This is a genomic window from Caulobacter sp. 10L414 (genome assembly GCF_056395525.1).
On the sequence record NZ_JBFTJR010000001.1, the window covers coordinates 11,702 to 34,762 of the forward strand.

The window sequence follows — 23,061 nt, forward strand, 5'->3', positions numbered from 1 at the left end:
GGAGCGGACGGGTACAGCCTTCCGTTCGCGGATCTTCCGGGGGGATGGTCCGCGACACAGGAGAGCCGCCATGCTGATGCGTGTTCTGTTGTTGCTGACCAGCGCGTTCCTGCTGATGGAGGCCGGGCCCATGTTGCTGGCCCAGATGGAGCGCGAGCGGACGGGCTCCTGACGTCTTCCTCTTCCGACTTGCTCGTCGTCCCGGCGCTCTGGCTGGGACGACGAGCTTTTAGGGTTTGGGCTGGATCCAGCCTTTCCCTTCAATCCGATGTCCCCCGCGAAGGCGGGGGTCCAATCTGACTTTCAGGATGGAAAGCGGCTGCGGATCATCTCCGGGCTCGGCTTGGATCCCCGCCTGCGCGGGGATGCTCGGAGAAGAGCGACGGCGGTTGCAAAGGAAAGCTACCGCGCCCGCCACCCCGCCGGACCGGCGCCCAGCTCAGGCGGAACCGGGTTGATTACAGCCGGCTCGCGGCTGAACAGGATCGGGGTCCCGACGATCTCGTTCCCCTCGGCGTCGCGCGAGAGCATGCCGCGAGCTTCCAGGGCCGGATCCTCGAAAGTTTCCTTCAGGGTGCGCACGGGCGCGAAGCAGACGTCGCGGCCCTCGAACCAGGCTTCCCATTCCGCTCGCGTCTTGGTGACGAACGCCTCGCGCAGGAAGGCCCGCAGCGGCTCCTGGCCCGGGCCGGGCTGAAGCTCGGCATAGGGCAGCAGGTCCAGACGATCCAGGCCCGCCAAGAGGTTGCGGGCGAACTTCACCTCCGAGCCGCCCAGGCAGATCCACTGGCCGTCGGCGCACTCATAGAGGCCGTACATGGCGTTGCCGCCCCACGAGCGCTCGTCCTTGGGAACGTGGGCATCGCCCGTGGCGAAGATCTTGCCGGTGACGTTGGGCGTCCAGGCCAGCACGCTGTCGAACATGGCCACGTCGACATAGTCGCCCTGGCCCGTCTTCTCCCGCCGCAGCAGGGCCATCAGCACGCCCGAGAGGGCCGTCAGCGAGGCCAGGGCGTCGGCGGCGGGCATGTTCGGCGGGGTCGGCTTGCCGTCGAAACCTTCGCTCAGCGAGACCATGCCGGCCAGGGCCTGCACCGCGATGTCGTGAGCGGGCCGGTCGCGATAGGGGCCGGTCTGCCCGAAGGCCGAGATCGCCACATAGACGATGCCCGGATTGCGCGCCTTCACGGCCTCGTAGTCGAAGCCCAGCCGCTGGATGACGCCGGGCCGGAAAGCCTCGACAACCACGTCGGCCTCGGCGGCCAGGTCAAGCAGCAGGGCGCTCCCCTCGGCGGACTTCAGATCCACCTGCAGGCTGCGCTTGCCGCGACTGGTGTTGCGGAACCAGACGCTCGTTCCGTTCTTGCGGTAGCCGATCTCGCGGGCCGGATCGCCTTCGCCGGGCGGCTCGATCTTCAAGACGTCCGCGCCGTGGTCGGCCATCATCAGGGTCAGCATCGGCCCCGGCAGGAAGAACGACAGGTCGAGAACGCGGACGCCTTCCAGCTTCACGAGGCGGCTCCCAGAACGTCTTGTGTGTGTTCACCGAGCTTCGGCGCGCGGACGCCCGGCATCCGCTCGCCGTCGATCTTCACGGGGCAGGCGAGCATGGCCAAGCCTTCCGCGCGGTCAGGATGGGCGACGACGTCGCGCATGCCCACCTCGGCCACGAAAGGATTGTCGAGCGCGTCCATCATTTCGAGGATCGGCGCGAACGGCACCTTGCCGCCCAGCAGGGCCGTCCATTCGGCCGTAGTGCGCGTCCCGAACAGCACGTCCATCGCCTCGCTCAGCGCCGGGCGGTTGGCGTGGCGGGTGGGGATGTCGGCGAAACGCGGGTCGGCCTTCAGCTCGGGCGCGGCGGCCAGGTCGCACAGCGCCTCCCAGAACTTCGGCGTCTGGCACATGACCAGGCCCCAGCCGTCGGCCGTCTTCACCGCCTGCGACGGGGCGATCGACGGGTGGGCGCCGCGCGGCAGGCGCTGGACCTTGTAGCCCTCGTTCATCGCCCAAACGGCGGGATAGGACAGCTGGTGCAAGGCCACGTCGAACAGCGAGACGTCGACGTCGCAGCCCTCGCCCGTCGTCCGCGCCGACAGCAGAGCGCTGACCACGCCGAAGGCCAGCATGGTCCCGGTCATGAAATCGACCATCGACACGCCCAGTCGGGCCGGCGGCGCATCCGGCTCGCCGGTCAGGCTCATCAGGCCAGCCTCGGCCTGCATCAGGTAGTCATAGCCCGGCCAGCCGGCCCGGCTGTTGCCGCGCCCGTAAGCGGAAAGGTGACCGCAGACGATCTTCGGGTTCACGCCCTTCAGGTCGTCGTAGGTCAGCCGCATCTTCCCCGGCTGATCGCCGCGCAGGTTGTCGACCACCATGTCGGCCTGGGCCACCAGCCCCTCGAAGGCCGCGCGGCCCTCGGGGGTCTTGATGTCGAGCGCGATGGACTTCTTCGACCGCGAGAAGGTCTGGAAGAACTGGCTGTCGGCCTGTCCCAGAAAGAACGGACCGGTGGCGCGGCTGACGTCGCCGCCCATGGCCGGGGCCTCGATCTTGACGACCTCGGCCCCCAGTTCGGCCATCAGCTGGGTGGCGTAGGGGCCGGCGCCGTATTGCTCGACGGCCAGCACCTTGATCCCGGCCAGGGGGCGGCGAACGTTAGCCATCAGACCGGGTTCCGGGCCACGAGCTGGCGGGCGATGATGATCCGCTGCATCTCGTTGGTGCCTTCGCCGATGCACATCAGCGGGGCGTCGCGGAACAGCCGCTCGATCGGATATTCCTTCGAATAGCCGTAGGCGCCGTGGATGCGCATGGCCTCGGTGGCCACGTACAGCGCCGTCTCCGACGCATAGTACTTGGCCATGCCGGCTTCCATGTCGACGCGCTCGCCGCGGTCGTAGGCCTTGGCGGCGTCTTCGACGAGCAGCTCCGAAGCCCGGGTCTTGGCGCCCATTTCGCCCAGCTTCAGCTGGATCGCCTGGTGCTGGGCGATCGGCTTGCCCATGGTCTTGCGGACCTGGGCGTACTTGACGCTTTCCATCAGGGCGCGCTTGGCGATGCCGACCGAGCGGGCGGCGACGTTGATGCGGCCGATCTCCAGGCCGCCGGTGGCCATCAGGAAGCCCTGGCCTTCCTCGCCGCCGACCAGGCACAGCTCGGCGTCGCAGCGATAGTCCTCGAAGATGAACTCGCCGCTGTCGATGCCCTTGTAGCCCAGCTTCTCCAGCTTGCGGCCGTTGCTGACGCCGGCGATAGGCGCGCGGGTCTCGGGATCGATCTTGGGGGTGATGAGCATGCTCATCCCCTTGTGGCGCGGCTGGGCCTCGGGATCGGTCTTGACCAGCAAGGCCGAGACGTGGCCTTCGATGGCGTTGGTGATCCAGGTCTTGGCGCCGTTGACGACGTAGTCGCCGCCGTCACGCCGCGCGACCGTGCGGATGCCCTGCAGGTCGGTGCCGGCGTCCGGCTCGGTCAGCCCCAGGCACCCGCGCATCTCGCCGCTGGCGAAGCGGGGCAGCCAGAAGTCCTTCTGCTTCTGCGTGCCGAACTTCTGGACGACCATGGCCATCATCAGGTGCGAGTTGAAGACGCCGGTCAGGCTCATCCACTCGGCGCTGATCTTGGTGACGATCCGGGAATAGGTCAGGGCCGACAGGCCCAGGCCGCCGTATTCCGGGTCGATCAGGGCCCCGAACAGACCCAGTTCCTTCATGTCCTCGACCAGGGCATGGGGATACTCGTCGTCGTGCTCGAGCTGCATCGCCACGGGGGCGACCTTCTTCTCCAGCCACTTGTCGATGGCGTCGAGGATGGCGCGTTCGTCGGCTTCCGAGATCTCGCTCATCGTCAGTAGTTCCCGACCTTGTCCTCGACGGCGTGGCCGCGCGCCGGGATCAGCATGTTGCGCTTGAAGGTGCAGACGACCGTGCCGTCCTGGTTCTTGCCCGTGGTCAGGATCGTGACGATGCCCTGGCCGGGGCGCGACTTGCTCTCGCGCTTGGCCAGCACTTCGCTCTCGCCATAGATCGTGTCGCCGGCGAACACCGGGGCGCTGAACTTCACCTCGTCCATGCCCAGGTTGGCGATGGCCTTCTGCGAGACGTCAGTCACGCTCATGCCGATCAGCAGGGCCAGGGTGTAGGGGCTGACCACCAGGTTCTTCTTGAACTCCGAGGCCTTGGCGAACTCGGCGTCGAAGTGCATCGGGTGGGTGTTCAGCGTCAGCAGCGTGAACAGGTGGTTGTCGTATTCGGTCACCGTCTTGCCGGGGCGGTGCTCGTAGACGTCGCCGACGATGAAGTCCTCGAAATAGCGGCCGAAGGTCTCGCGATAGCGCTGAGGACCGACCTCTTTCCAGTTCTGCGACATGGGGTGTCTCCTAGACTTGCGCGCGGTCGAGAATGCGCCGTGCGGCGCGGATGACCGGCAGTTCGATCAGCTTGCCGTCCAGCAGGGCGGCGGCCCCGCCGGCGGCGTCGAAGGCCTCGACCACGCGCCGGGCGCGCTCGATCTCGGCGGGCGAGGGGGTGTAGGCGGCGTTCACCGCGGCCACCTGGGTCGGGTGGATGCAGGAGCGGCCGGTGAAGCCCAGGGCCTTGGCCCGCAGGGTCGAGGCGGTCAGGTCGTCGGGATCGGCGATGTTCAGGTGCGGCACGTCCAGCGAGGCGACGCCCGCCCGGCCGCAGGCGGCGACCAGCGTGCCCCGGGCCAGCAGCAAGGCGTCCCAGTCCATGGTCGAGCCGAGGTCTGCCGACAGGTCGGCTCCTCCAAAGAGCGCGCCGGCCACGCCGGGCGCAGCGCAGATCTCGAAGGCCCTGCGCACGCCCTCGGCGGACTCGACCACCGGCCACAGCGCCAGGCCCGGCAAGATCTCGCCGGCGGTCAGCAGGTCTTCCGGTGCGGCGACCTTGGGGATCATCAGGAACGCGGGGCGGGCGTCGCTCTCGACCAGGGCCACGAGATCCTTCAGGCCCTCCAGGGTGCGCACGCCGTTGATCCGCAGGCCGACCACGGCGGTGTGCATCTGGCTGAGGAAGGCGAGGGCGGCTGCTCGCGCCTCGGCTTTGCCGGCCGGAGGTACGGCGTCCTCAAGGTCGATGCAGACGGCGTCGGCGCCGGCGTCCAGCGCCTTGCCGAAGCGATCCGGGCGCGTCCCGGGCACGAAGAGCAGCGAGCGAAAGGTCATAGGCGTCAATCGCCTATCGGCACGGCCTCAGCGAACGCCTGGGCGATTTTTCTCCGACAGGCGATCCAAACGCCTTCTTGGGCGGTCACGTGATCCAGGAACTTGCGGAACGCGCCGATACGGCCCGGACGGCCGATGATCCGCAGGTGCAGGCCAAGACTCATCATCCGCGCGCCGACTTCCTGGCTTTCGGCGTGCAACTCGTCGAAGGTGGCCACGGCGTAGTCCAGCCAGTCCTTGGCGGTCAGCGACGGGGCCAGCCAGAACTTCATGTCGTTGGAGTCCATGGCGTAGGGCAGGATGACCATCGGCTTGGCTTGCCCGTCCGCCGTCTCGACGCTGTCCCAGAAGGGGAAGTCGTCGGAATAGTCGTCCATGTGATAGCTGAACCCCGCCTCTGCGATCAGGCGGCGGGTGTTGTCGGTGTGCAGGTAGCGCGACAGCCAGCCTGAAGGGCGGGTTCCGATCGTGCGCTCGATCGAGTCGGCCGCCTTGGCGATGAATTCGCGCTCCTTCTCCTCATCCATCCAGAACTGGTGGGTCCAGCGATAGCCGTGGGCGGCCACCTCGTCGCCGCGGGCGCGGATGGCGGCGGCCAGTTCGGGAGCGCGCTCGAGAGCCAGGGCCGCGGCCGTCCAGGTGGCTTCGATCCCGTGCTGGTCGAGGAGGCGCAGGATACGCGGCGCGCCAGCCTTGATGCCGTACAGATAGTTGCTCTCGCTGCCGTGCATCCGCATCGGCTTCTTGGGAACCGCGCCCAGCTCGTCGACCGGCTCGGGGCCCTTATCGCCGTCGCGGATGTTGTGCTCGGCGCCTTCCTCGACATTGACGACGATCGACAGGGCGAGGCGCGAACCGTCCGGCCAGCGGAAGTCGTCAGGTGCGGGCATAGGGCTTTCTCCAGTAGGCGATCACTTCGCTCGCGGCGCTCGCGCCCTTCGGTGCGGCGCTCCAGCGTGCGGCCTCCAAATCTTCACGGCGGCGCCCTGGCCGCAACGGAGGGAGCGCCTCATGGCCGTCACGCGGATTGTCGCCCTGTTCAACCTGAAGCCCGGCGTCTCGGTCGCCGACTACGAAGCCTGGGCCAAGGAGCGCGACCTGCCGACCGTCAACGGCCTCAAGTCCATCGACAAGTTCGAGGTCTTCCGCTCGGCCGCCCTTCTGGGGACCGACGCCGCGCCGCCCTATCAGTACGTGGAGATCATCGACGTCGCCGACATGGACGCCTTCGGGGCGGACGTGGCCAGCGAGACGATGCAGGCGATCGCCGCCGAGTTCCAGGCCCTGGCCGACACCACCTTCATCGTCACCGAGAAGGTGGGTTGAGCATGGCGGGACGCTTTTCGGGCAAGACGGCGGTCGTCACCGGGTCCGGTCGGCGCGGGGGCCTGGGGGAGGCCATCGCACGACGCCTGGCGCAGGAGGGAGCGGCGGTGGTCGTTTCCGATATCGGTCGCTCCGTCGATCCTTCTACGCCTGCCGGCATGATCGGCGGGACGCAGGAGATGGAGGCGATCGCCGCCGATCTGCGCCAGTACGGCGGGTCGGCCAGCATCCGGCCCTGCGACGTGCGTCGCTGGGACGAGGTCCGGGCGCTGGCCGACCATGCCGTGGAAGCCCACGGCTCGCTCGACATCTGGGTCAATAACGCCGGCATCGGCTACATCATGAAGCCGCTGATGGAGGTTCGTCCCGAGGACTGGTCGGCGGTCATCGACGTCAATCTGACCGGCTGCTTTCATGGCCTGAAGGCCGCGGCCGAGGTGATGATCCCGCAGGGCAAGGGCGGCCGCATCGTCAACATCGCCAGCCAGGCGGCCAAGTCGGGCTTTCCGCACGCCCAGGCCTACACAGCCTCCAAGCACGGCCTGGTGGGCCTCACCCGTTCGGCGGCCATCGAACTGGGCGCGCACCAGATCACCGTCAACAACGTCTGCCCCAACCACGTGACCACGGGTCTGGGCGCCTGGCAGAACGAGTACTTCGCCAAGGTCACCGGCGCGGCTTCGGTCGAGGCCTATCTGGCCGCCATGGCCGCCCGCATCCCGCTGGGCCGTCCCGGCAAGCCCGAGGACACAGCCGACGCTGTCGCCTTCCTGTGCTCCGATGAGGCCAAGTACATCACCGCCGAGAGCATGAACGTCTCGGGCGGGGAGGAGCCGCACTAGGTCTCGGGAGCGACCTTGTAGCGGTCGGGGACGACGCTGCGCTGGAGCGAGGCGTCGTCGAAAATGTCCGGCGCGGGCAGGTCGCCTTCGACCACGGTCTTGAGCACGCTCAGGACGGTCTTGTTATCCTCGTTCTTGAGCTTGAACGTCGTTCCGAGGATCACGCCGTTCTGGTCGATGTCGTAGATCCTGACGAGTTCGGCGTCGGCTACGCGGATCCGGTCTACCGGGCCGGTCGGCGTTTCCCGCACGCCGACATAGGCCTTTTCGAGAAGCTCATTGTTGCTGTTCACGCCGCAGGCGGAGCGGGCGTACTGGGGGCCTTCGCGGACCTCGCCGCTGGCGATGTTGAAGATTTTGCCCGTGCCTGCGGCGCAGTCGGCCACGATGCGGTCGGCGGGGGTTTCGACGCGATGCTTTGCGCCGCTGTGAAATTCGGCCGACCATTCCACGGTCGGATCTTCGTTCGGCCGCTCGACATTCACCCAGGCATAGGCCGCGTAGGTGGCCTGGGTCTTACGTGACCGTTCTAGCACGGCGTCGACCTTGGGATCGGTCACGGGCTTGGCGGGCGGCGCGCAAGCCGCGGCCGTCAGGATCAGGCCGGCCGCGAGGGCCAGGCGAACGGTTGATGCGAACAAGCAAGGCCCCCAGTTTGAAAGCGTCACTTATTTCATGCATCGGCCGCTCCGCTCAAGGTTGCGGCTGAAGACGCACTGCGCGTGCGCCGGAAAGTTCGGCTGGTGATGAAACTCGTCGCCGATCGGAGATGGCGGGTCGCCGACGGCTAGGGTCGTCGCTCGTTTTTCCTCCGCGAGCAGCGTCATGAGCAAAACCCTGGAAGTCGTCCTCAAGCGTGTCATCGAGGACGTGCCCGTCGCCGCCGACTTCGAGGTGGTCGAGCGCGCCGCGCCGACCGCCGCGCCCGCCGGCCAGTTGCTGGTCCGGGTGCTCTACCTGTCGCTCGATCCCTATCTCGGTTCGCGCCTGCGCGGCCGGCACATGGGCGAGCCGCGTCCGGCGCCTGGCGAGATCCTGCCGGGCTCGGCCGTCGCCGAGGTCATCGCTTCGGGCCATCCGGACTTCGCGCCCGGCGACCACGTGATCGGCGAGGCCGGCTGGGCGCAGATCGGCCTGATGGACGCCAAGTTCGCGCGCAAGGTCGATCCGTCTCTGGGCGTCTCCAATCACCTGGGCGTGCTGGGCATGCCGGGCCTGACCGCCTGGGCGGGCGTCACTCAGCTGGCCAAGGTCGGCGCCGGCGACGTCTTCACGGTTGATGCGGCCGCCGGCAGCGTCGGCGGCACGGCGGGCCAGATCGCCAGGATCCTCGGCGCCAAGGCCGTCGGGATCGCCGGCGGGGCCGACAAGGTGGCGCAGGTGGTCGAGCGCTACGGCTTTGACGCCGCCGTCGACTATCGCAACGAAGGCTGGGTCGACGAGCTGAAGGCCCTGACCGACGGCGGCCCCACGGTTCACTTTGAGAACGTCGGCCTGCCGATCCTCAATCCGGTGTTCGGCCTGCTGAAGACCTACGGCCGCGTGGTGATCTGCGGTCTGTCGGCCCACTACCACGCCGACGGCCCGCCGCCGCAGTTCGGGCTGGGCCCCATCGTCGGCAAGCGCGCCGCCGTCATGGGCCTGGTGGTCTACGACTTCTATCCGCGCTGGAACGAGTGGGTGAAGACCGCCGAGCCGTGGCTGAAGGAAGGCCGCCTGGTGCAGGTCGAAGACCTGGGCGAGGGGATCGAGTCGGCCCCGGCCCAGTTCGAGCGACTGATGAAGGGCGCCAACACCGGCAAGACGCTGGTGAAGGTGGGCTGAGCTCCACGCTCAAGACAACTCGTTATCCCGGAAAGCCCAAAGGGCTTATCCGGGGCCCAGGGGGCGGCGCATCGCGTCGGCCCCTTTGCTTTCTGGCAGGCCTCAAGCCTTCCCGAACTTCGCGTACAGCGCCGCCGCCGCCAGATTGAACGCCGCCGGGGCGTAGGCGAAGGCCACGGCCACGCCGACCAGGGCCGAGCCCGGCTGCGGAGCGCCCGTCACCGCCAGGGCGCTGGAGAAGCCGAAAGCCGACAGCACCAGGCCCGTCAGCAGCGTGCCGCCCAAAGCAAAGCCGATCTTGTCGGCTCCGGTCCACAGCGCCGAGAACACGCCCGCGCGGCTCTCGCCATGCTCGGCCTCGTCCTGGGCGATGACGTCCGAAAGCAGGCTGTAGCCCATCAGGCTCCATCCCGAATTGAAGAGGGCGAAGAGCACGACGACGCCGTAGATCGCGCCGAGCGGAGCGCCGGCCATGACGCCCCACAGGGCCTGGACCAGCGCATGGCCCAGGGCGGCGGCGATGTAGACGCGCTTGCGGCCGAAGGCGGTCGACAGCTTGATCCATAGCGGCTGGGCGGCGATGACCACGGCGCTCATCACCAGCACGATCATGCCGATCTGGGTCAGGGCGTCCTTGCGGCCCATGTTGTAGCTGAGGAAATAGATCATCGCCGCGTAGCCGAGGCCCGAGCCGATCAGCTGCAGCAGGTAGGCGCCCAGCAGCGGGCGGAAGGTCGGATCCACCAGGGCGCTGAGAATCGCCTTCAGGCGCAGCGCCGGCTGGGCGGCCGCCTGCACCACGGGGCGCGGCGAGGCGAGGAAGGCGATCAGCAGGCTGGCGGCGCAGACCCCGGCCAGCACCAGCGACATCTGCGAATAGGCCGGCCGTCCGCCGCCCCAGGTCTGGACCAGCACCGGCGCCAGGGCGTTGCCCACCAGCAGGCCGATGGCCGAGAAGCCCATCCGCCAGGCCATGACCACCGTGCGTTCCTTCGGATCGTCGGACAGTTCCGTGCCGATGGCGAGGTAGGGCACCGAAAACGCGCCGAACACGATCATGTAGAGGCTGAACGCGCCGGCCACATAGGCCGCGCTGGCGGTCGGCGAGCCTTCCGGGACGTGGAACAGTAGAATCAGCGCGAGCGGCGCCAGCAGCGCGCCGGCCAGCAGCCATAGGCGGCGCGGGATCTTCGCCTTCCAGCGGTCGGAGACCAGGCCCACGGTCAGGTCCGAGATCAGGCCCCAGAACAGCTTGGGAAAGAAGATCGCCGCGCCGGCCAGCGCGGGCTCGACGCCCAGCGCGTTGGTCATGAAGAACAGCAGCAGCAGCGAGGGGGCGTCGCGGAACACCTGGCCGGCGATCTGGCCGGCGCCGTAACCGGCGTGGACGAGCAGGGGCAGGCGGTGGGGCGAGGGCGGTTTGGCGGCGGTCATGGCGCGGATCCGTTGACTGGGAACCCGCGACGCTAGGCGCGAAACGCCGCTGCAAGCGGGCGCGCGCGACGGCGCCCGACAGTCGGACAATCCTTGATTGAAGCTTGGTGATCTGCGCGAAGTAGCGGCGCCGGCCGCTTTCGCGGCCATCCGGCTTCAGATCAGAAAATCGAAGAGAGAATGGTGGGTGTACAAGGATTCGAACCTTGGACCCGCTGATTAAGAGTCAGCTGCTCTACCAACTGAGCTATACACCCGTTCGCGTTTCGAAGTCGCTTTCGCGTCCCCGACGGCGAGGCGCGATACATACCCCAAGACGCGGGGAGCGCAATCCGATTTAGACAAGAAGGTGTGGATATATTCGTCGCACCCGGACGAAACGCAGATACGCCAAAGCGCCTCCCCGGGAGGGGAAGTTCTTATCGGATCAAGTATTGAGGAGAATGGTGGGTGTACAAGGATTCGAACCTTGGACCCGCTGATTAAGAGTCAGCTGCTCTACCAACTGAGCTATACACCCATTCGCGATTCCGAAGCGCTGAAGCGTCCCGGCGGCGAGGCGCGGAACATACGCAATGAATTTGAGAGCGCAAGGACTTTTTCGATGGCCAGGCGAGATATCAGCGGAGCCGTGGATTTCGCCTACCTGGAAGGGTTCGCGATGGGCGACGCTACGGTGATCGAAGAGGTGCTGGCCCTGTTTCGCGAACAGGCTTCGCTGTGGACGCCGATGCTGGATCAGGGCCATCCCGGCTGGCGCGACGCTGTCCATACCGTGAAGGGCGCCGCGCGCGGCGTGGGGGCCAATGCCCTGGGCGAGGTCTGCCAGCGTGCCGAAGACGGCCAGGCCAGTCTCGACGAGGTGAAGACCGCGCTCGATGCGGCGCTGCTCGATATCGCCGCCTATGTGCACGAGCAGGCGCTGAAGTCGCTGAAGGGCTGAGCGTTCATCGGGGGCGGTGGGTCGTGGTCGCGAAGAATCGCACCGGCGAGGCGGCGCGATCGGTGACGACGCCCAGATTCGTGCTTGCCGTGCTGGCCCTGTTCCTGGCTGTTCCGGCGAGCGCCCAGCCCTTGCCGTCGATCGACCTGACGCCCGCCCAGGCGCGCGAGGACCTGGAACTGGCGATCGCCGCCGTCGAGGCGGGGCTGCCGGACATCCATTGGCGACAGTCGCGCGGTTCGTGGCGTCAGGCCAAGGCGCGGGCCAGGGGCGAGGTGCAGGGCGTCGCCGACAGCCGCCAACTCTATGCGCTGCTGAGGCCGCTGATGAGCCGGACCGGCGAGGGGCACCTGTCGCTTCGCCGTAGCGAGGCGCTGATCGCGCGGGAGCGCGCCGAGGGACGCTTCCTGCCGCTCGACCTGCATTTCAGCCAGGAGGGCGTCTTCGTCATCCGCGGTTTCGGCGAGGCGGCCGATGTCGCCCGCGGAACCCGGCTGCTGGCCATCGACGGAGAGGGGGCGGACGTCCTGGTGCGCGAAGCCGTGGCCGGCCTGGGCGTCGACGGCGCGATCCCCACGGGAGCGATGCGCGAGGCGGGCGGGCAAGGCTATGCGCGGCTGCGATATCGGCTGCGGGGCCCCGAGGTGAAGTTCCGGCTGAGAATCCAGACCGGCGACGGCGCCGTCGCCGAGCGCGAGGTCGCCGCGATCGCCCATGCCGACCGCCCCGCGACGGCGGACGAGCCTGAGGCGTCTTTGCTGGCCAGCCTGGAATGGCTGGACGAGCGCACGGCCTACCTGTCGGTCCCCAGTTTCAGCAATCGGCGCTACCGCGCGGCCGGCGCGAGCTTCGAGCCGACCATCCGGAAGCTGTTCGAGGAGATCGAGCGGCGCGGCGCGCGCGACCTGATTCTCGACCTGCGCCGCAACGGCGGGGGATCCGAACCGAACGAGAGCATCCTGTTCTCCCACCTCGTCGCCCGCCCCATCCGGAAGTACGCCTCGGTGCAGGCGCGAGGGGCAGTGGTCTCGGTGCGCGATCTTTCAGGACGTCGCTACGAGCATGTGGTGTTCGACGACGAGGAACTGGCCCAGCAGCGCGTGGGCGCGGACGGACGCCTCTATCGCCGCGAGGGCCTGATGAGCCGTCCGGCGCCGGCCTCGCCGGTGTTCGGCGGTCGGCTGGTGGTGCTGACGAGCGGCGACACCTTTTCGGGCGGCGCGGAGCTGGCCTCGATGCTGCGCCACGCAAGGCGGGGCGTCTTCGTCGGCGAGGAGGTCGGCGGAACCCAGGATGGCAACACCAGCGGCTATGGCTGGGAGCTGGTGCTGCCCAATTCAGGCCTGGAGCTGGACGTGCCGTTGCTGCGCTTCCGGCATGCCTGGCGGGCGCAGGTGCGCGATCGAGGCGTCATGCCGGACTGCCCGGTTCCGCCGCACGTCGACGAGATCGGCCAGACGCGCGACGCGGCCTGGCGCGTGGCCGTGACCCTGCTGAGGCAGGACTGGAAGAGAGTGCGTCAGGCCCGCTGTCCGGCGCTTTAGTCGAGCGGCGTCAGGTCCTCGAACGCGCCGACTTCGAGACCCGCGGTCTCCTTGCGGGTGATCACCCTGGTGTCGTAGCCCCGGGCCACGAAGACCCGGATGCCGCGATAGCGCTGGCCGCGCACCGCCGAGACGGTCTCGGTGCGGATCTCCGTGCCGTACAGCCGGTCGTTCAGATAGATCAGGCCTGGACGCAGGTCGTCGTCGCCCTTGGTCGCGGCCTCGGCGGCCATCTCGTCCAGGAGCTTGTCGATCTCTTCCTTGGTCACGCCTCGCCCTTGGTCCGGTCCCAGCTGTCGTATTCGTAGGCGATGCAGCGGTCGATCAGCGTGCGCCACACCGGCTCTGCGATGGCTTCCGACAGGCCGGCCTCGCGGGCGGCGGCCTTGACCTTGTCGACCACGTCCTCGATGCGGGCGCGGTCGAACACCTTGGAGCGGTCGGCCTTGATGCGGGCGGCGGCGTCCATGTAGCCCTGGCGCTCGGTCAGCAGGGCCACCAGGGCCCGGTCCAGCGCGTCCACGCCCTGGCGGACGTCGAGCATGGTCTGGCAGTCGGCGGGAGCGAGGCGCTCGTCGACGGTGAGAGTCGTCTTGATCATGAGCCCCTTTAAGCCGGTTTGGCTGCGCCGTTCCAGCCTAGATGCCGGCTCCGTTGTCGATGGTCAGCAGGGCCGCTTCGTGGGCGGCCGCCTCATCCTTCAGCCAGGTCACGAAGGCCTTCACCTGCGGCAGGCGACCCTTGGCCTTGGGGTGGACGACGTAATAGGCGAAGTCGACCGAGGTGGCGATGTCGAACGGGATCACCAGGCGTCCGGCGTCCAGGTCGGCCTGGGCCAGGGTGCGCTTGGCCAGGGCGATGCCGCGGCCGTTGGCGGCGGCCTCGATCACCAGGCTCGACTGGTTGAAGCGCGGGCCGCGGGCGCCGTCGACGCCCTTGATGCCGCGCGCCGCCAGCCACATGGCCCAGTCCGGGCACGAATCGTCGGCGTCGGGCGAGCCGTCGTGCAGCAGGATGTGACGCGCCAGGTCCTCGGGCGATTCCAAGGGGTTGTCGGCCAGAAGTTCAGGGCTGGCGACCGGCACCACCGTCTCGTTCAGCAGGCGGGTGACTTCGAGGCCCGGATAGCGACCGGAGCCGTAGCGGATCGCCAGGTCCACCTCGCCGGCGGCGAAGTCCACGACCTCCATGCCGGCCGACAGCCAGACGTCGACCTGCGGCTGGGCCTGCTCGAACTTGCCCAGGCGCGGCACCAGCCATTTGGCGGCGAACGAGGGGGCGGCGGTCAGGGTCAGGCGGCGGCCGTCGACGGCGGCGGTGAGCAGGGACGCGGCCTCGGCCAGACGGTCGAAGGCCTCGCGCAGGGCGGGCAGGGCGGTCTGGGCCGCGTCGGTCAGCAGCAGGCCCTTGGGCGTGCGCTTGAACAGGGCCGCGCCGACATAGTCTTCCAGGTTCTGGATCTGCTGACTCACCGCGCCCGGCGTCACCGACAGCTCGTCGGCGGCGCGGCTGAAGTTCAGGTGACGGGCCGCGGCCTCGAAAGCCCGCAGGGCGTTGAGAGGCGGAAGGCGGCGCCGTTCGGTCTGTCGTTCCATGAGTTTTACTGAACGCCCCGGCAGAAGTCCTTGTTTGCGAATTGGCCTGCCCGCGCCCAGTTTGCAAGCGTTCGCTGATGGATTGGCCCTTTTCATCGGCGAGCGAGAGGCGGGGCGGACCCTAGGGTTCGCCCCGCATTTCTTTTGGATCTTGCGGCGGGGTCGTGGCGGCTCGCGCCGCTTTCGCACGTCCATCGGACGCTTTTAGAGGACCTGGGATCGCGCATGGCGTCGCCCTCTGATCGTAAGGCTGCACCTCGTCTGGTCGCGCTTCGGGGCGGCGAGGGCGAACGCGCCTCGGGTCGGGTGACGCTGGTCGGCGCCGGCCCCGGCGATCCCGATCTGCTGACCATCAAGGCCCTGAAAGCCCTGCAGGCCGCCGACGTGCTGGTGCATGACGGCCTGGTCTCGGCCGAGATCCTCGACCTGGCGCCCCAGGCCCGCCGCATCGACGTGGCCAAGCGCAAGTCGCGCCACACGCTGCCGCAGGACGACATCAACCAGCTGCTGGTGGCGCTGGCCCGCGAGGGGCTGGAGGTCGTGCGCCTGAAGGGCGGCGATCCCTTCCTGTTCGGTCGCGGCGGCGAGGAGCTTTCGGCCTGCCGCGAGGCGGGGATCGACTGCACGGTCGTGCCCGGCGTCACCGCCGCCCTGGCCGCCAGCGCCGGCGCCGGCGCGCCCCTGACCCATCGCGGCAGCGCCCAGGCCGTCACCTTCGTCACCGGCCATGCCGCCCACGGCGAGCCTGATCTGGACTGGCAAGCGCTCGCGCGTCCCAACCAGACCGTCGTCGTCTACATGGGCGTCTCTACGGCCGGCCTGATCGCCGACCGCCTGACCGCCGCCGGCCGGGCCGGCGCGACCCCGGCCCTGATCGTCGAGAACGCCAGCCGTTCCGACGAGCGCCGCATCCTGACCACCCTGGCGGGCCTGGCCTTGGCGGCCGAGGGCCTCAAGGGGCCGGCTCTGCTGATGGTCGGCGAGGCCATGGCCATGGCCCAGATTTCAGTCCCCGGCGAGACCGCAACGCTCGCCGTCTTCGAAGTTCAAAACGTGAGTTCGGGCCAATGAAAGCCGTGACCGCCAATCGCCTGATCGACGGGGAGGTCGTCTTCTGGAAGGAAGGCGCGTGGGTGGACGGCTTCGGCGACGCCCAGTTGTTCGACGAGGCGCAGGGCGAAGCCGTCGAGGCCGCCGTCGCCGCCGGCAAGGCCGCGCCGACCGTGATCGTCGATCCCTATCCGATCGACCTCGTGGCCGTCGAAGGCCTTGGCCTGGCTCCGGTCAGCTATCGCGAGCGCATCCGCGCCCTGGGGCCCACCAACGAGCTTCTCCACGGCAAGCAGGCGCAAGGCGGCGCTGTCGTCGAGGCCATCCGTCACGCTTCCGGCGCCGCCCGCTCGACGGGCCGCGTCGACCTGATCCGCCGCAAGTAGGCCGACCCATGTATCAGTACGACGTCATCGATCGCGAGTTCCTGACGGACCGCTCAAACGAGTTCCGCCATCAGGTCACGCGCCGCCTGGCCGGCGAGCTGACCGAGGACCAGTTCAAGCCGCTGCGGCTGATGAACGGCCTCTATCTGCAGCTTCACGCCTACATGCTGCGGGTCGCCATCCCGTACGGCTCGCTCAACTCCCGCCAGGCCCGGCGTCTGGCGTGGGTGGCCCGCACCTACGACAAGGGCTACGGGCACATGACCACGCGTCAGAACATCCAGTTCAACTGGATCAAGCTGAAGGACGCGCCGGACATCCTGGACGCCCTGGCCGAGGTCGACCTGCACGCCATCCAGACCAGCGGCAACTGCATCCGCAACACCACGGCCGATCCCTATGCCGGCGCCACCGCCGAGGAGATCGACGATCCGCGCGTGTGGTCCGAAGTGATCCGCCAGTGGTCGACGCTGCACCCGGAATTTTCCTACCTGCCGCGCAAGTTCAAGATCGCCATCACCGGCGCCCTGACCGACCGCGCCGCGGTGAAGGTGCATGACATCGGCCTGATCCTGCGCCGGGCCCGCGACGGCTCGCTGGGCTTCGAGGTGATCGTCGGGGGCGGGCAGGGGCGCACGCCCTATGTCGGCCCGACCATCAAGCATCACCTGCCGGCGTCCAGCCTGCTGAGCTACCTGGAAGCCGTCCTGCGCGTCTACAACCGCCACGGCCGACGCGACAACATCTACAAGGCCCGCATCAAGATCCTGGTCGCCGCGCTCGGCGCCGAGGAGTTCGGCCGTCAGGTCGAGGAGGAATGGGCCAAGATCGATCAAGGCCGCGCCGACCTGGGCGACCTGGAGCTGGCCCGCATTCGCGGCGCCTTCGCCCAGACCCCGTTCGAGACCCTGCCGGCCCGTTCGGAGGTGTTCGAGGCCGCCAAGGCTGCGAGCCCCGCCCTGGCGCGCTTCGTGCGCAACAACGTCAAGCCGCACAAGAAGCCGGGCTACGCCATCGTCGAGGTGTCGCTGAAGGCCGTCGGCCAGACGCCGGGCGACGCCACCGCCGACCAGCTGGACGTCGTGGCGGATCTCGCCGAGCGCTACGGCCTGGACGACCTGCGCGTGACCCACGCCCAGAACCTCGTGCTGCCGCACATCAAGCTCGACGACCTGCCGGCGGTGCACGCGATCCTCGAGGCCAACGGGCTGGCGACTGCCAATATCGACCTGATCAGCGACATCATCGCCTGCCCGGGCCTGGACTACTGCGCCCTGGCCAACGCCCGCGCGATCCCGATCGCCCAGGACATCGCCAAGACCTTCGCCGACCCCGACCGGGCCGAGACGATCGGCGAGCTGAAGATCAAGATCAGCGGCTGCATCAACGCCTGCGGCCACCACCACGTGGCCCACATCGGCATCCTGGGCGTCGACAAGAAGGGCGAGGAATTCTACCAGCTCTCGCTGGGCGGCTCGGGCGCGGAAGACGCCTCGATCGGCAAGATCCTCGGCCCGGCGCTGCCCGCCGACAAGGTCGCGCCCGCCATCGACACCCTGGTCGACACCTATCTGTCCGCGCGCCAAGGCGAGGAACGCTTCCTCGACACCTATCGCCGCGTCGGCCTCGAGCCCTTCAAGGAAGCGGTCTATGCCCAAGCTGATTAAGCTCGCCGGGTCCGACGCCCAGTGGGCGCAGGACGACTTCGTCCACGTCGCCGACGAGGACGCCATCCCCGAGGCCGGCGACGTCATCCTGTCGCTGACCCGCTTCCAGGCCGAGGGCGACGCGTTGCTGTCGTCCAACAGTCGCCGCGTCGGTGTGCGCATTGAGCCGGCCGAGGAGGTCGAGGCCCTGGCCTACGACCTGCCGCGCCTGTCGGTGGTGGCCCTGGCCTTCCCGAAGTATCGCGACGGCCGCGCCTATACCTCGGCCCGCCTGCTGCGCGAGCGCTTCGCCTATCAGGGCGAGGTCCGGGCCGTGGGCGACGTGCTGCAGGAGCAGGCGGGGTTCATGGTCCGCTGCGGCTTCGACGCCTTCGAGCCTAGCGACGGCGCGACGCCGGAAGCCTGGACCAAGGCCGCCAACCGCTTCCGTCACGTCTATCAGCGCGCGGTCGACGCCCGACCGATCGCCGCCGACGAGCGCGCGGTTCAAGCCAAGGAAGGCGCCCTCTGATGGCCTACGACCAGACCGACGCCGCGCCGACCCTGGCGGCGCGGCTGGACGCCGAACTGCGCGACGCCCATCCGCTGACCATCCTGCGCAAGGCCTACGAGACCTTCGGCGACAAGCTGGCCCTGGTCAGTTCGTTCGGCGCTGAGTCCGCGGTGCTTCTGCACCTCGCCTCGCAGGTCTCGCCGAACATCCCGGTGCTGTTCCTCGACACCGGCATGCTGTTCGGCCAGACCCTCGACTATCGCAAGAGCCTGGCTGCGACCCTGGGCCTGACCGACGTGCGCGACCTGCGGCCCGCCTTCGCGGACCTGGCCGTCACCGATCCTCGGTCGGACCTGTGGCGCACCGACACCGACGCCTGCTGCCACATCCGCAAGGTGCTGCCGCTGGATCGCGCCCTGGAAGGCTTCGAAGGCTGGGTGACCGGCCGCAAGCGCTTCCACGGCGGCGACCGCCTGCGGCTGGCCGTGGTCGAGGAGTCCGAAGGCCAGCTGAAGTTCAATCCGCTGGCCAACTGGAGCAAGGCCGAGCTCGACGCCTATGCGGCCGAGCACAAGCTGCCGGCTCACCCCCTGGTGGCCCAGGGCTTCCCGTCGCTGGGTTGCTGGCCGTGCACCAAGCCGGTGGACGATCCCAACGCCGACGTCCGCGCCGGTCGCTGGCAGGGCCAGGACAAGACCGAGTGCGGCATCCACGTCGCGCGCACGCCGGGCGTGGCCCCCAACGTCGGCGGCGATATCTAGGCTTCAGGGCTGGGACGAGAACCCCTTGCGGGTCATCTTGCCCCAGCCCTGGGCGCCGGTCAGGAACTGCCAGGTGCCGCGCAGCCGCCAGAAGTTGTTGATCTGGCGATAGCCGAAGTTCTCCAGGATCGCCGCGCCCATCAGCACGGCCAGGCTGCGGGCGTTGGGAAACCGGCGCAGTTCGGTCTCCTCCAGCGCCAGGGCGCCGACGCTGATGACGATGCCGAAGCCGAAAGTGACGGCCAGCAGCGCCCAGAGATACGCGATGTCGAGCACGCCCAGCAGCCAGAAGGCCGGGATCAGCACGTAGCCGAAGATCTCGATGATCGGTCCCAGCACGTCGACCACCAGGATGTGGCCGAAGCCCACGACGCCGATCCGGCCGTAGCGCGGGTTCAGGATCATGTCGCGGTGACGGAAGAAGGTTTCCAGCGCGCCTCGATGCCAGCGGGCCCGCTGACGCGACAGCACGGCCATCGTCTCGGGGGCCTCGGTCCAGCAGACCGGCTCGGGCGTGAAGGCCACGCGATACGGCTTGCGTAGGCGGCGGTAGTGCTTGTGCAGCTTGACCACCAGCTCCATGTCCTCGCCCACGGTGCCGTGGCTGTATCCGCCGACGTCCAGCACCGCCTGGCGTCGGAAGAGGCCGAAGGCGCCGGAGATGATGGTCAGGGTCGAGATGCGGCTCCAGGCCAGCCGCGCCATCAGGAAGGCGCGCAGGTATTCGATGGTCTGCAGGCGCGCGAGCATGTTGCGGGGCACCCCGACCTCGACCACCCGGCCGAACGAGATCTTGCAGCCGTTGGCGATGCGGATGGTGCCGCCAACGGCCACCGTGCGTTCGGGGTCTTCGACGAAGGGCGCGACGGCGCGCAACAGGGCGTCGACCTCCAGCAGGCTGTCGGCGTCCATCGAACAGACGATGGGCGAGCGCGACAGGTTGATCGCCGCGTTCAGGGCGTCGGCCTTGCCGCCGTTCTCCTTGTCGACGACGAGCAGGCGCGGCTGGTTGGCGGCGGCGTAAAGGCCCCGGATCTTCTGGCAGGGCGTGGCCAGGTCGTAGTGCCGTTCGACCGGATGCAGTTCGAAGGCGTCGACCAGCACCTGCAAGGTCTCGTCCTTGGAGCCGTCGTTGACCACCACGACCTCGAAGTGCGGGTACTGCAGGGCCAGCAGCGACCTGACGCTCTCCACGATGGTCAGGGCCTCGTTGTAGGCCGGCGCCATCAGGGTGATCGGCGGCGCGGCCTCGGCGTAGCGCCGCCACAGCAGCGCGGCCTGGTTGACTGGCGGGGCCTGCGACAGCGCTCGGGCGGCCAGCACCAGCTGATAGAGATAGAGCGCGTTCTGAGACAGGCCGGTGGCGATCACGGCCCAGGCTATGGTCTCGGCGAAGCGGACGACGATGAGGGCGAGGGTTTCCAGCTCCGGCATGGTTCAACCGATCTCGGCCAGGGCGCGCTCGGCCGCCCGCTGGGCGACGGGGCGCGCGCCGTCGGCGGCGGCGGCATCGAGCTGACCGCGTCCGGCCTTGCCCAGCTTGCCCAGGGCGTCGCCGGCCCGAAACCGAACCCACCATTCGGGATCGTCCAGCAGGGCGGCGACCTGTGGGGCCAAGCGGACCAGTCCGGCGGCGCCGACCGCTTCCGCGCCGGCCGAACGCACCGTCCAGGCTTCGTCGACCAGGGCGGCGGCCAAGGTCGAGGCGGCCGACGGATGCTGCAGCCGTCCGAGACCGCGAACGGCGGCGGTTCGCACGTCCGGGGCAGGATCCTCGGCGGCGAGCGCCAGCGCGGGCACGGCCTCGTAGGCGCCCGAGCGGCCTAGCGCGTCGAGCAGCACGGCCCGCATCAGCGAACTGAGGTCATGTCTCTGCAGGGCCAGGAGCCCATCGGCGGGGGCGGCCGCCACGGCCTGGCGCATCACCTCCGAATAGACCCGCGAGGGCGTCAGTTCGCCCGTTCCGACATAGTCGAGAAGGCGCGAAGGCGTGGGCGGCGCGCCGGCGTCGGCAAGGCCCTTGATCGCGGCCATGCGCACATTGGGGTCCTTCGAGCGGATGGCCCGCCGTAGCGCGGCTTTGACCTCCTCGCCGCCGAGGGCGGCCAGCGCCTCCACGCTGGTCAGGCGCTCGTCGCGCGAGCCGTGGATGATCCGGGCCTCCAGCACCGGGATCAGGCCAAGGTTCCTGAGCGCGCCCATGGCGCGTTCCTGGTCCGCGCCGCGGATCAGGCCCTGGAAATCGAGGACGGCCTCGGCCAGCACCTGGGGCCTGCGCACGAAGGGGGGAAGGATGTCGCCCGCCTCGGCCTGGCCCCGGAGCAGGCCCGACAGCGCCTGGATGATCAGCTTGCGGTCCGCGGTGCGATCGGCGGCCCTGGTCTCCTTGACGAGGCGGGCGAGGATCAGGCCGCTCATCCACGCCAACGCCGCGCCGATCAGGACGAGCGCGATCACCCAGATCAGCGTCAGCGACGACATCTAGAACCGTCTGGTGACGGCGACCCCGACCTCGTCGCGGTCGTAGGCCGTGCGTTTCTCATGCGCCCCGACCACTTGCACCGTCCATCGGGACGTCAGGTCGTAGGCGATCCCGCCCGATATCGCTTCGACGGGCACGGTCGCGCCGTCGGCGCTCTCGGGGGCGTCGGCATAGCCCAGTCGCAGCCTCAGGCGTTCGCTCGCCGACCACTCGCCGTTCAGGGTGTAGCCCGACTGATGCTTGCCCCGTTCGTCCTCGGTGTTGATCGAGCGGACCGTCAGCGATGCTGGCCCTGCCGCCAGCGTCAGGTAGGGCTGCAGGCTCTTGACCTCGCCCACCGCGTATCGCGACCACACGGCGTCCAGTCCCAGCCTGGCTCGCCAGGGCCCGGTGTCGCGCAGGGCGGCCGAACCGCCGACGCGGATTGACAGTTCAGGGCGATAGTCGGCGTCGGGCGCGCCTCCGACGGCCAGAAAGCCGTCCAGGCGCTGACCAAAGCGACGGGCGACCAGCGCCTCGGCATAGGTGTCGGAGACGCCGAAGCGTTCGGTGTGCTCGATGGAGCCGCCGACGGTGGTGGCCGGATCGAGCCGTTTCGACAGGGCCAGCGTCGCCGCGCTCCAGTGCCCCAGGTCCTTGGTCAGTTCGCTGCGGGCATAGGCCAGGTCCAGCCGCCAGGTCGGCTCGCCCGGCATCGCCTGGGTGGCCGCGATCTGCTGCTCCAGGTTCCTGGTCTCCGCATCGTTCGGCGCCGTCGCGAGCAGCTGGGCCAGGCGTCGGCGCGCCAACTCCGGCCGGCCGGAAAACAGCGCCGATCGCGCGTAGGCGATGCGGGCGTCGCGATAGTCCGGCGCCAGGTCCAGGGTCGTCTCGAAGGCCTGGTCGGCCTCGGCGTAGCGCTGGGCGGCCATGCGGGAGAGGCCGAGGTTCAGCCAGACGTCCGGATCCTTGGGGCGCTGTTTCGACAGCAGATCGAAGGCGGCGATCGCCTCGGCGGTGCGTCCGGCCTGGCGGGCCTGCACCGCGGCGGCATAAGCCGGGTCGGCCGTCTCCGGCGCCTGGACCGCCGCCGTCTCGATCATGCGGCCACCGGGGCGATGCGAAACAGGCGCGCCAGCAGTTCGTCGGGGTCGAAGGGCTTGGGCAGATAGTCGGCCGCGCCGAGGTTCAGAGCGGTGACGATGTCGTTCCGCCCCTTCAGCGCGGTCAGCATCACTACGGGAATGTCGCGCAAGGCGTCGTCGCCCTTCATGCGGCGCAGCACCTCGAAGCCGTCGATGATCGGCATCATGCCGTCCAGCACCACGACCTGCGGTCGCTCAGTGCGGGCGGCCTCCAGCACGGCGCGTCCGTCCTCGAACACCGTGACCGCGTAGCCGGCCATGCTGAGCTTATGCTCGAGGATTTCGCGGAGCAGGGCGTCATCGTCGGCGATGAGCACCGAAGGCGAGGACGCAAGGTTACTTTCAGATCGCCTGGACACCAATTCCTCGCCTGCAAGCTGAGCTTCAAGAGAGTCGCGACAC

Annotated in this window: 25 protein-coding genes and 2 tRNA genes; 10 read left to right on the forward strand and 17 right to left on the reverse strand. The window is 68.8% G+C overall.

The window, feature by feature from the left end; all coding sequences use genetic code 11:
* Positions 1 to 402 precede the first annotated feature (402 nt).
* Genes AC1DCG_RS00060 through AC1DCG_RS00085 form a run of 6 tightly spaced genes read right to left on the reverse strand, consistent with a single transcriptional unit; the run spans position 403 to position 6,078 of the window.
* On the reverse strand, positions 403 to 1,512 hold the full coding sequence (locus tag AC1DCG_RS00060) for a CaiB/BaiF CoA transferase family protein (RefSeq protein ID WP_477027942.1): 1,110 nt from the start codon (positions 1,510 to 1,512) through the stop codon (positions 403 to 405).
* On the reverse strand, positions 1,509 to 2,666 hold the full coding sequence (locus AC1DCG_RS00065) for a CaiB/BaiF CoA transferase family protein (protein WP_477027943.1): 1,158 nt from the start codon (positions 2,664 to 2,666) through the stop codon (positions 1,509 to 1,511). Before AC1DCG_RS00065 ends, AC1DCG_RS00060 begins: the two co-directional genes overlap by 4 nt.
* Positions 2,666 to 3,847, reverse strand: coding sequence for an acyl-CoA dehydrogenase family protein (locus tag AC1DCG_RS00070; protein WP_477027944.1), 1,182 nt, complete (start codon positions 3,845 to 3,847; stop codon positions 2,666 to 2,668). Before AC1DCG_RS00070 ends, AC1DCG_RS00065 begins: the two co-directional genes overlap by 1 nt.
* 2 nt (positions 3,848 to 3,849) lie before the next feature.
* Entirely contained in the window at positions 3,850 to 4,371 is a 522-nt protein-coding gene (locus AC1DCG_RS00075) for a MaoC family dehydratase (RefSeq protein WP_101717770.1), read from the reverse strand.
* Between the two features lie 10 nt (positions 4,372 to 4,381).
* The gene (locus AC1DCG_RS00080) at positions 4,382 to 5,188 is read right to left on the reverse strand and encodes an HpcH/HpaI aldolase/citrate lyase family protein (RefSeq protein ID WP_477027945.1); all 807 of its coding nucleotides are present in this window, start codon (positions 5,186 to 5,188) and stop codon (positions 4,382 to 4,384) included.
* A 5-nt stretch (positions 5,189 to 5,193) separates the two neighbouring features.
* A complete protein-coding gene (locus AC1DCG_RS00085; RefSeq protein ID WP_477027946.1) occupies positions 5,194 to 6,078 on the reverse strand; it encodes a polysaccharide deacetylase family protein in 885 nt (294 codons plus the stop codon).
* Positions 6,079 to 6,199: 121 nt separating this feature from the next.
* On the opposite strand from AC1DCG_RS00085, the gene AC1DCG_RS00090 reads away from it, so the two are divergent.
* Both AC1DCG_RS00090 and AC1DCG_RS00095 read left to right on the forward strand, forming a co-directional pair.
* On the forward strand, positions 6,200 to 6,514 hold the full coding sequence (locus tag AC1DCG_RS00090; RefSeq protein ID WP_058348786.1) for an REDY-like protein HapK: 315 nt from the start codon (positions 6,200 to 6,202) through the stop codon (positions 6,512 to 6,514).
* A 2-nt stretch (positions 6,515 to 6,516) separates the two neighbouring features.
* On the forward strand, positions 6,517 to 7,356 hold the full coding sequence (locus tag AC1DCG_RS00095; protein WP_477027947.1) for an SDR family NAD(P)-dependent oxidoreductase: 840 nt from the start codon (positions 6,517 to 6,519) through the stop codon (positions 7,354 to 7,356).
* Here AC1DCG_RS00095 and AC1DCG_RS00100 read toward each other — a convergent pair.
* Positions 7,353 to 8,024 carry a hypothetical protein gene (locus tag AC1DCG_RS00100; protein WP_477027948.1) on the reverse strand — a complete coding sequence of 224 codons (672 nt, stop codon included), beginning with the start codon at positions 8,022 to 8,024 and terminating at the stop codon, positions 7,353 to 7,355. The genes AC1DCG_RS00095 and AC1DCG_RS00100 overlap by 4 nt on opposite strands.
* Positions 8,025 to 8,181: 157 nt before the next feature.
* On the opposite strand from AC1DCG_RS00100, the gene AC1DCG_RS00105 reads away from it, so the two are divergent.
* Positions 8,182 to 9,180 (forward strand): zinc-binding dehydrogenase, encoded by a 999-nt coding sequence (locus AC1DCG_RS00105; protein WP_477027949.1) that lies wholly within the window; start codon positions 8,182 to 8,184, stop codon positions 9,178 to 9,180.
* A 102-nt stretch (positions 9,181 to 9,282) separates the two neighbouring features.
* Here AC1DCG_RS00105 and AC1DCG_RS00110 read toward each other — a convergent pair whose 3' ends face one another.
* From AC1DCG_RS00110 to AC1DCG_RS00120, 3 genes are all read right to left on the reverse strand, one after another.
* Positions 9,283 to 10,614, reverse strand: a complete 1,332-nt coding sequence (locus tag AC1DCG_RS00110; RefSeq protein ID WP_477027950.1) for an MFS transporter — start codon at positions 10,612 to 10,614, stop codon at positions 9,283 to 9,285.
* Positions 10,615 to 10,795: 181 nt separating this feature from the next.
* Positions 10,796 to 10,871, reverse strand: a tRNA-Lys gene (locus AC1DCG_RS00115).
* 187 nt (positions 10,872 to 11,058) lie between these two features.
* Positions 11,059 to 11,134, reverse strand: a tRNA-Lys gene (locus tag AC1DCG_RS00120).
* 84 nt (positions 11,135 to 11,218) lie between these two features.
* Between AC1DCG_RS00120 and AC1DCG_RS00125 the strand changes: the two genes are divergently transcribed.
* Both AC1DCG_RS00125 and AC1DCG_RS00130 read left to right on the forward strand, forming a co-directional pair.
* Positions 11,219 to 11,557 carry an Hpt domain-containing protein gene (locus AC1DCG_RS00125; protein ID WP_477027951.1) on the forward strand — a complete coding sequence of 113 codons (339 nt, stop codon included), beginning with the start codon at positions 11,219 to 11,221 and terminating at the stop codon, positions 11,555 to 11,557.
* Positions 11,558 to 11,580: 23 nt separating this feature from the next.
* Positions 11,581 to 13,101 (forward strand): S41 family peptidase, encoded by a 1,521-nt coding sequence (locus AC1DCG_RS00130; RefSeq protein ID WP_477036620.1) that lies wholly within the window; start codon positions 11,581 to 11,583, stop codon positions 13,099 to 13,101.
* Here AC1DCG_RS00130 and AC1DCG_RS00135 read toward each other — a convergent pair.
* From AC1DCG_RS00135 to gcvA, 3 genes are read right to left on the reverse strand one after another with little or no spacing between them, the layout of a single operon-like run.
* A complete protein-coding gene (locus tag AC1DCG_RS00135) occupies positions 13,098 to 13,370 on the reverse strand; it encodes a hypothetical protein (RefSeq protein WP_477027953.1) in 273 nt (90 codons plus the stop codon). The genes AC1DCG_RS00130 and AC1DCG_RS00135 overlap by 4 nt on opposite strands.
* Positions 13,367 to 13,702 (reverse strand): chorismate mutase, encoded by a 336-nt coding sequence (locus AC1DCG_RS00140; RefSeq protein WP_058348794.1) that lies wholly within the window; start codon positions 13,700 to 13,702, stop codon positions 13,367 to 13,369. The genes AC1DCG_RS00135 and AC1DCG_RS00140 overlap by 4 nt, the downstream gene beginning before the upstream one ends.
* A gap of 37 nt (positions 13,703 to 13,739) precedes the next feature.
* Entirely contained in the window at positions 13,740 to 14,696 is a 957-nt protein-coding gene (gene gcvA / locus AC1DCG_RS00145) for a transcriptional regulator GcvA (RefSeq protein ID WP_165255468.1), read from the reverse strand.
* A gap of 225 nt (positions 14,697 to 14,921) precedes the next feature.
* Here gcvA and cobA point away from each other — a divergent pair, with 225 nt between their 5' ends.
* Genes cobA through AC1DCG_RS00170 form a run of 5 tightly spaced genes read left to right on the forward strand, consistent with a single transcriptional unit; the run spans position 14,922 to position 19,053 of the window.
* Positions 14,922 to 15,767, forward strand: a complete 846-nt coding sequence (gene cobA / locus AC1DCG_RS00150; protein ID WP_477027955.1) for a uroporphyrinogen-III C-methyltransferase — start codon at positions 14,922 to 14,924, stop codon at positions 15,765 to 15,767.
* On the forward strand, positions 15,764 to 16,132 hold the full coding sequence (locus AC1DCG_RS00155; RefSeq protein ID WP_477027956.1) for a DUF2849 domain-containing protein: 369 nt from the start codon (positions 15,764 to 15,766) through the stop codon (positions 16,130 to 16,132). Before cobA ends, AC1DCG_RS00155 begins: the two co-directional genes overlap by 4 nt.
* Positions 16,133 to 16,140: 8 nt before the next feature.
* A complete protein-coding gene (locus AC1DCG_RS00160; protein ID WP_477027957.1) occupies positions 16,141 to 17,799 on the forward strand; it encodes a nitrite/sulfite reductase in 1,659 nt (552 codons plus the stop codon).
* Entirely contained in the window at positions 17,783 to 18,310 is a 528-nt protein-coding gene (locus AC1DCG_RS00165) for a DUF934 domain-containing protein (protein ID WP_477027958.1), read from the forward strand. Before AC1DCG_RS00160 ends, AC1DCG_RS00165 begins: the two co-directional genes overlap by 17 nt.
* Positions 18,310 to 19,053: a phosphoadenylyl-sulfate reductase gene (locus AC1DCG_RS00170; RefSeq protein WP_165255477.1), complete on the forward strand. Its 744-nt coding sequence runs from the start codon at positions 18,310 to 18,312 to the stop codon at positions 19,051 to 19,053. The genes AC1DCG_RS00165 and AC1DCG_RS00170 overlap by 1 nt, the downstream gene beginning before the upstream one ends.
* Before the next feature lie 3 nt (positions 19,054 to 19,056).
* Here AC1DCG_RS00170 and AC1DCG_RS00175 read toward each other — a convergent pair whose 3' ends face one another.
* From AC1DCG_RS00175 to AC1DCG_RS00190, 4 genes are read right to left on the reverse strand one after another with little or no spacing between them, the layout of a single operon-like run.
* On the reverse strand, positions 19,057 to 20,487 hold the full coding sequence (locus AC1DCG_RS00175; RefSeq protein WP_477036623.1) for a glycosyltransferase family 2 protein: 1,431 nt from the start codon (positions 20,485 to 20,487) through the stop codon (positions 19,057 to 19,059).
* 3 nt (positions 20,488 to 20,490) lie between these two features.
* Positions 20,491 to 21,534 (reverse strand): HEAT repeat domain-containing protein, encoded by a 1,044-nt coding sequence (locus AC1DCG_RS00180; RefSeq protein ID WP_477036624.1) that lies wholly within the window; start codon positions 21,532 to 21,534, stop codon positions 20,491 to 20,493.
* Entirely contained in the window at positions 21,535 to 22,617 is a 1,083-nt protein-coding gene (locus AC1DCG_RS00185; RefSeq protein ID WP_477036625.1) for a YaiO family outer membrane beta-barrel protein, read from the reverse strand.
* Positions 22,614 to 23,018, reverse strand: coding sequence for a response regulator transcription factor (locus tag AC1DCG_RS00190; RefSeq protein WP_346764853.1), 405 nt, complete (start codon positions 23,016 to 23,018; stop codon positions 22,614 to 22,616). Before AC1DCG_RS00190 ends, AC1DCG_RS00185 begins: the two co-directional genes overlap by 4 nt.
* Positions 23,019 to 23,061: the final 43 nt, after the last annotated feature.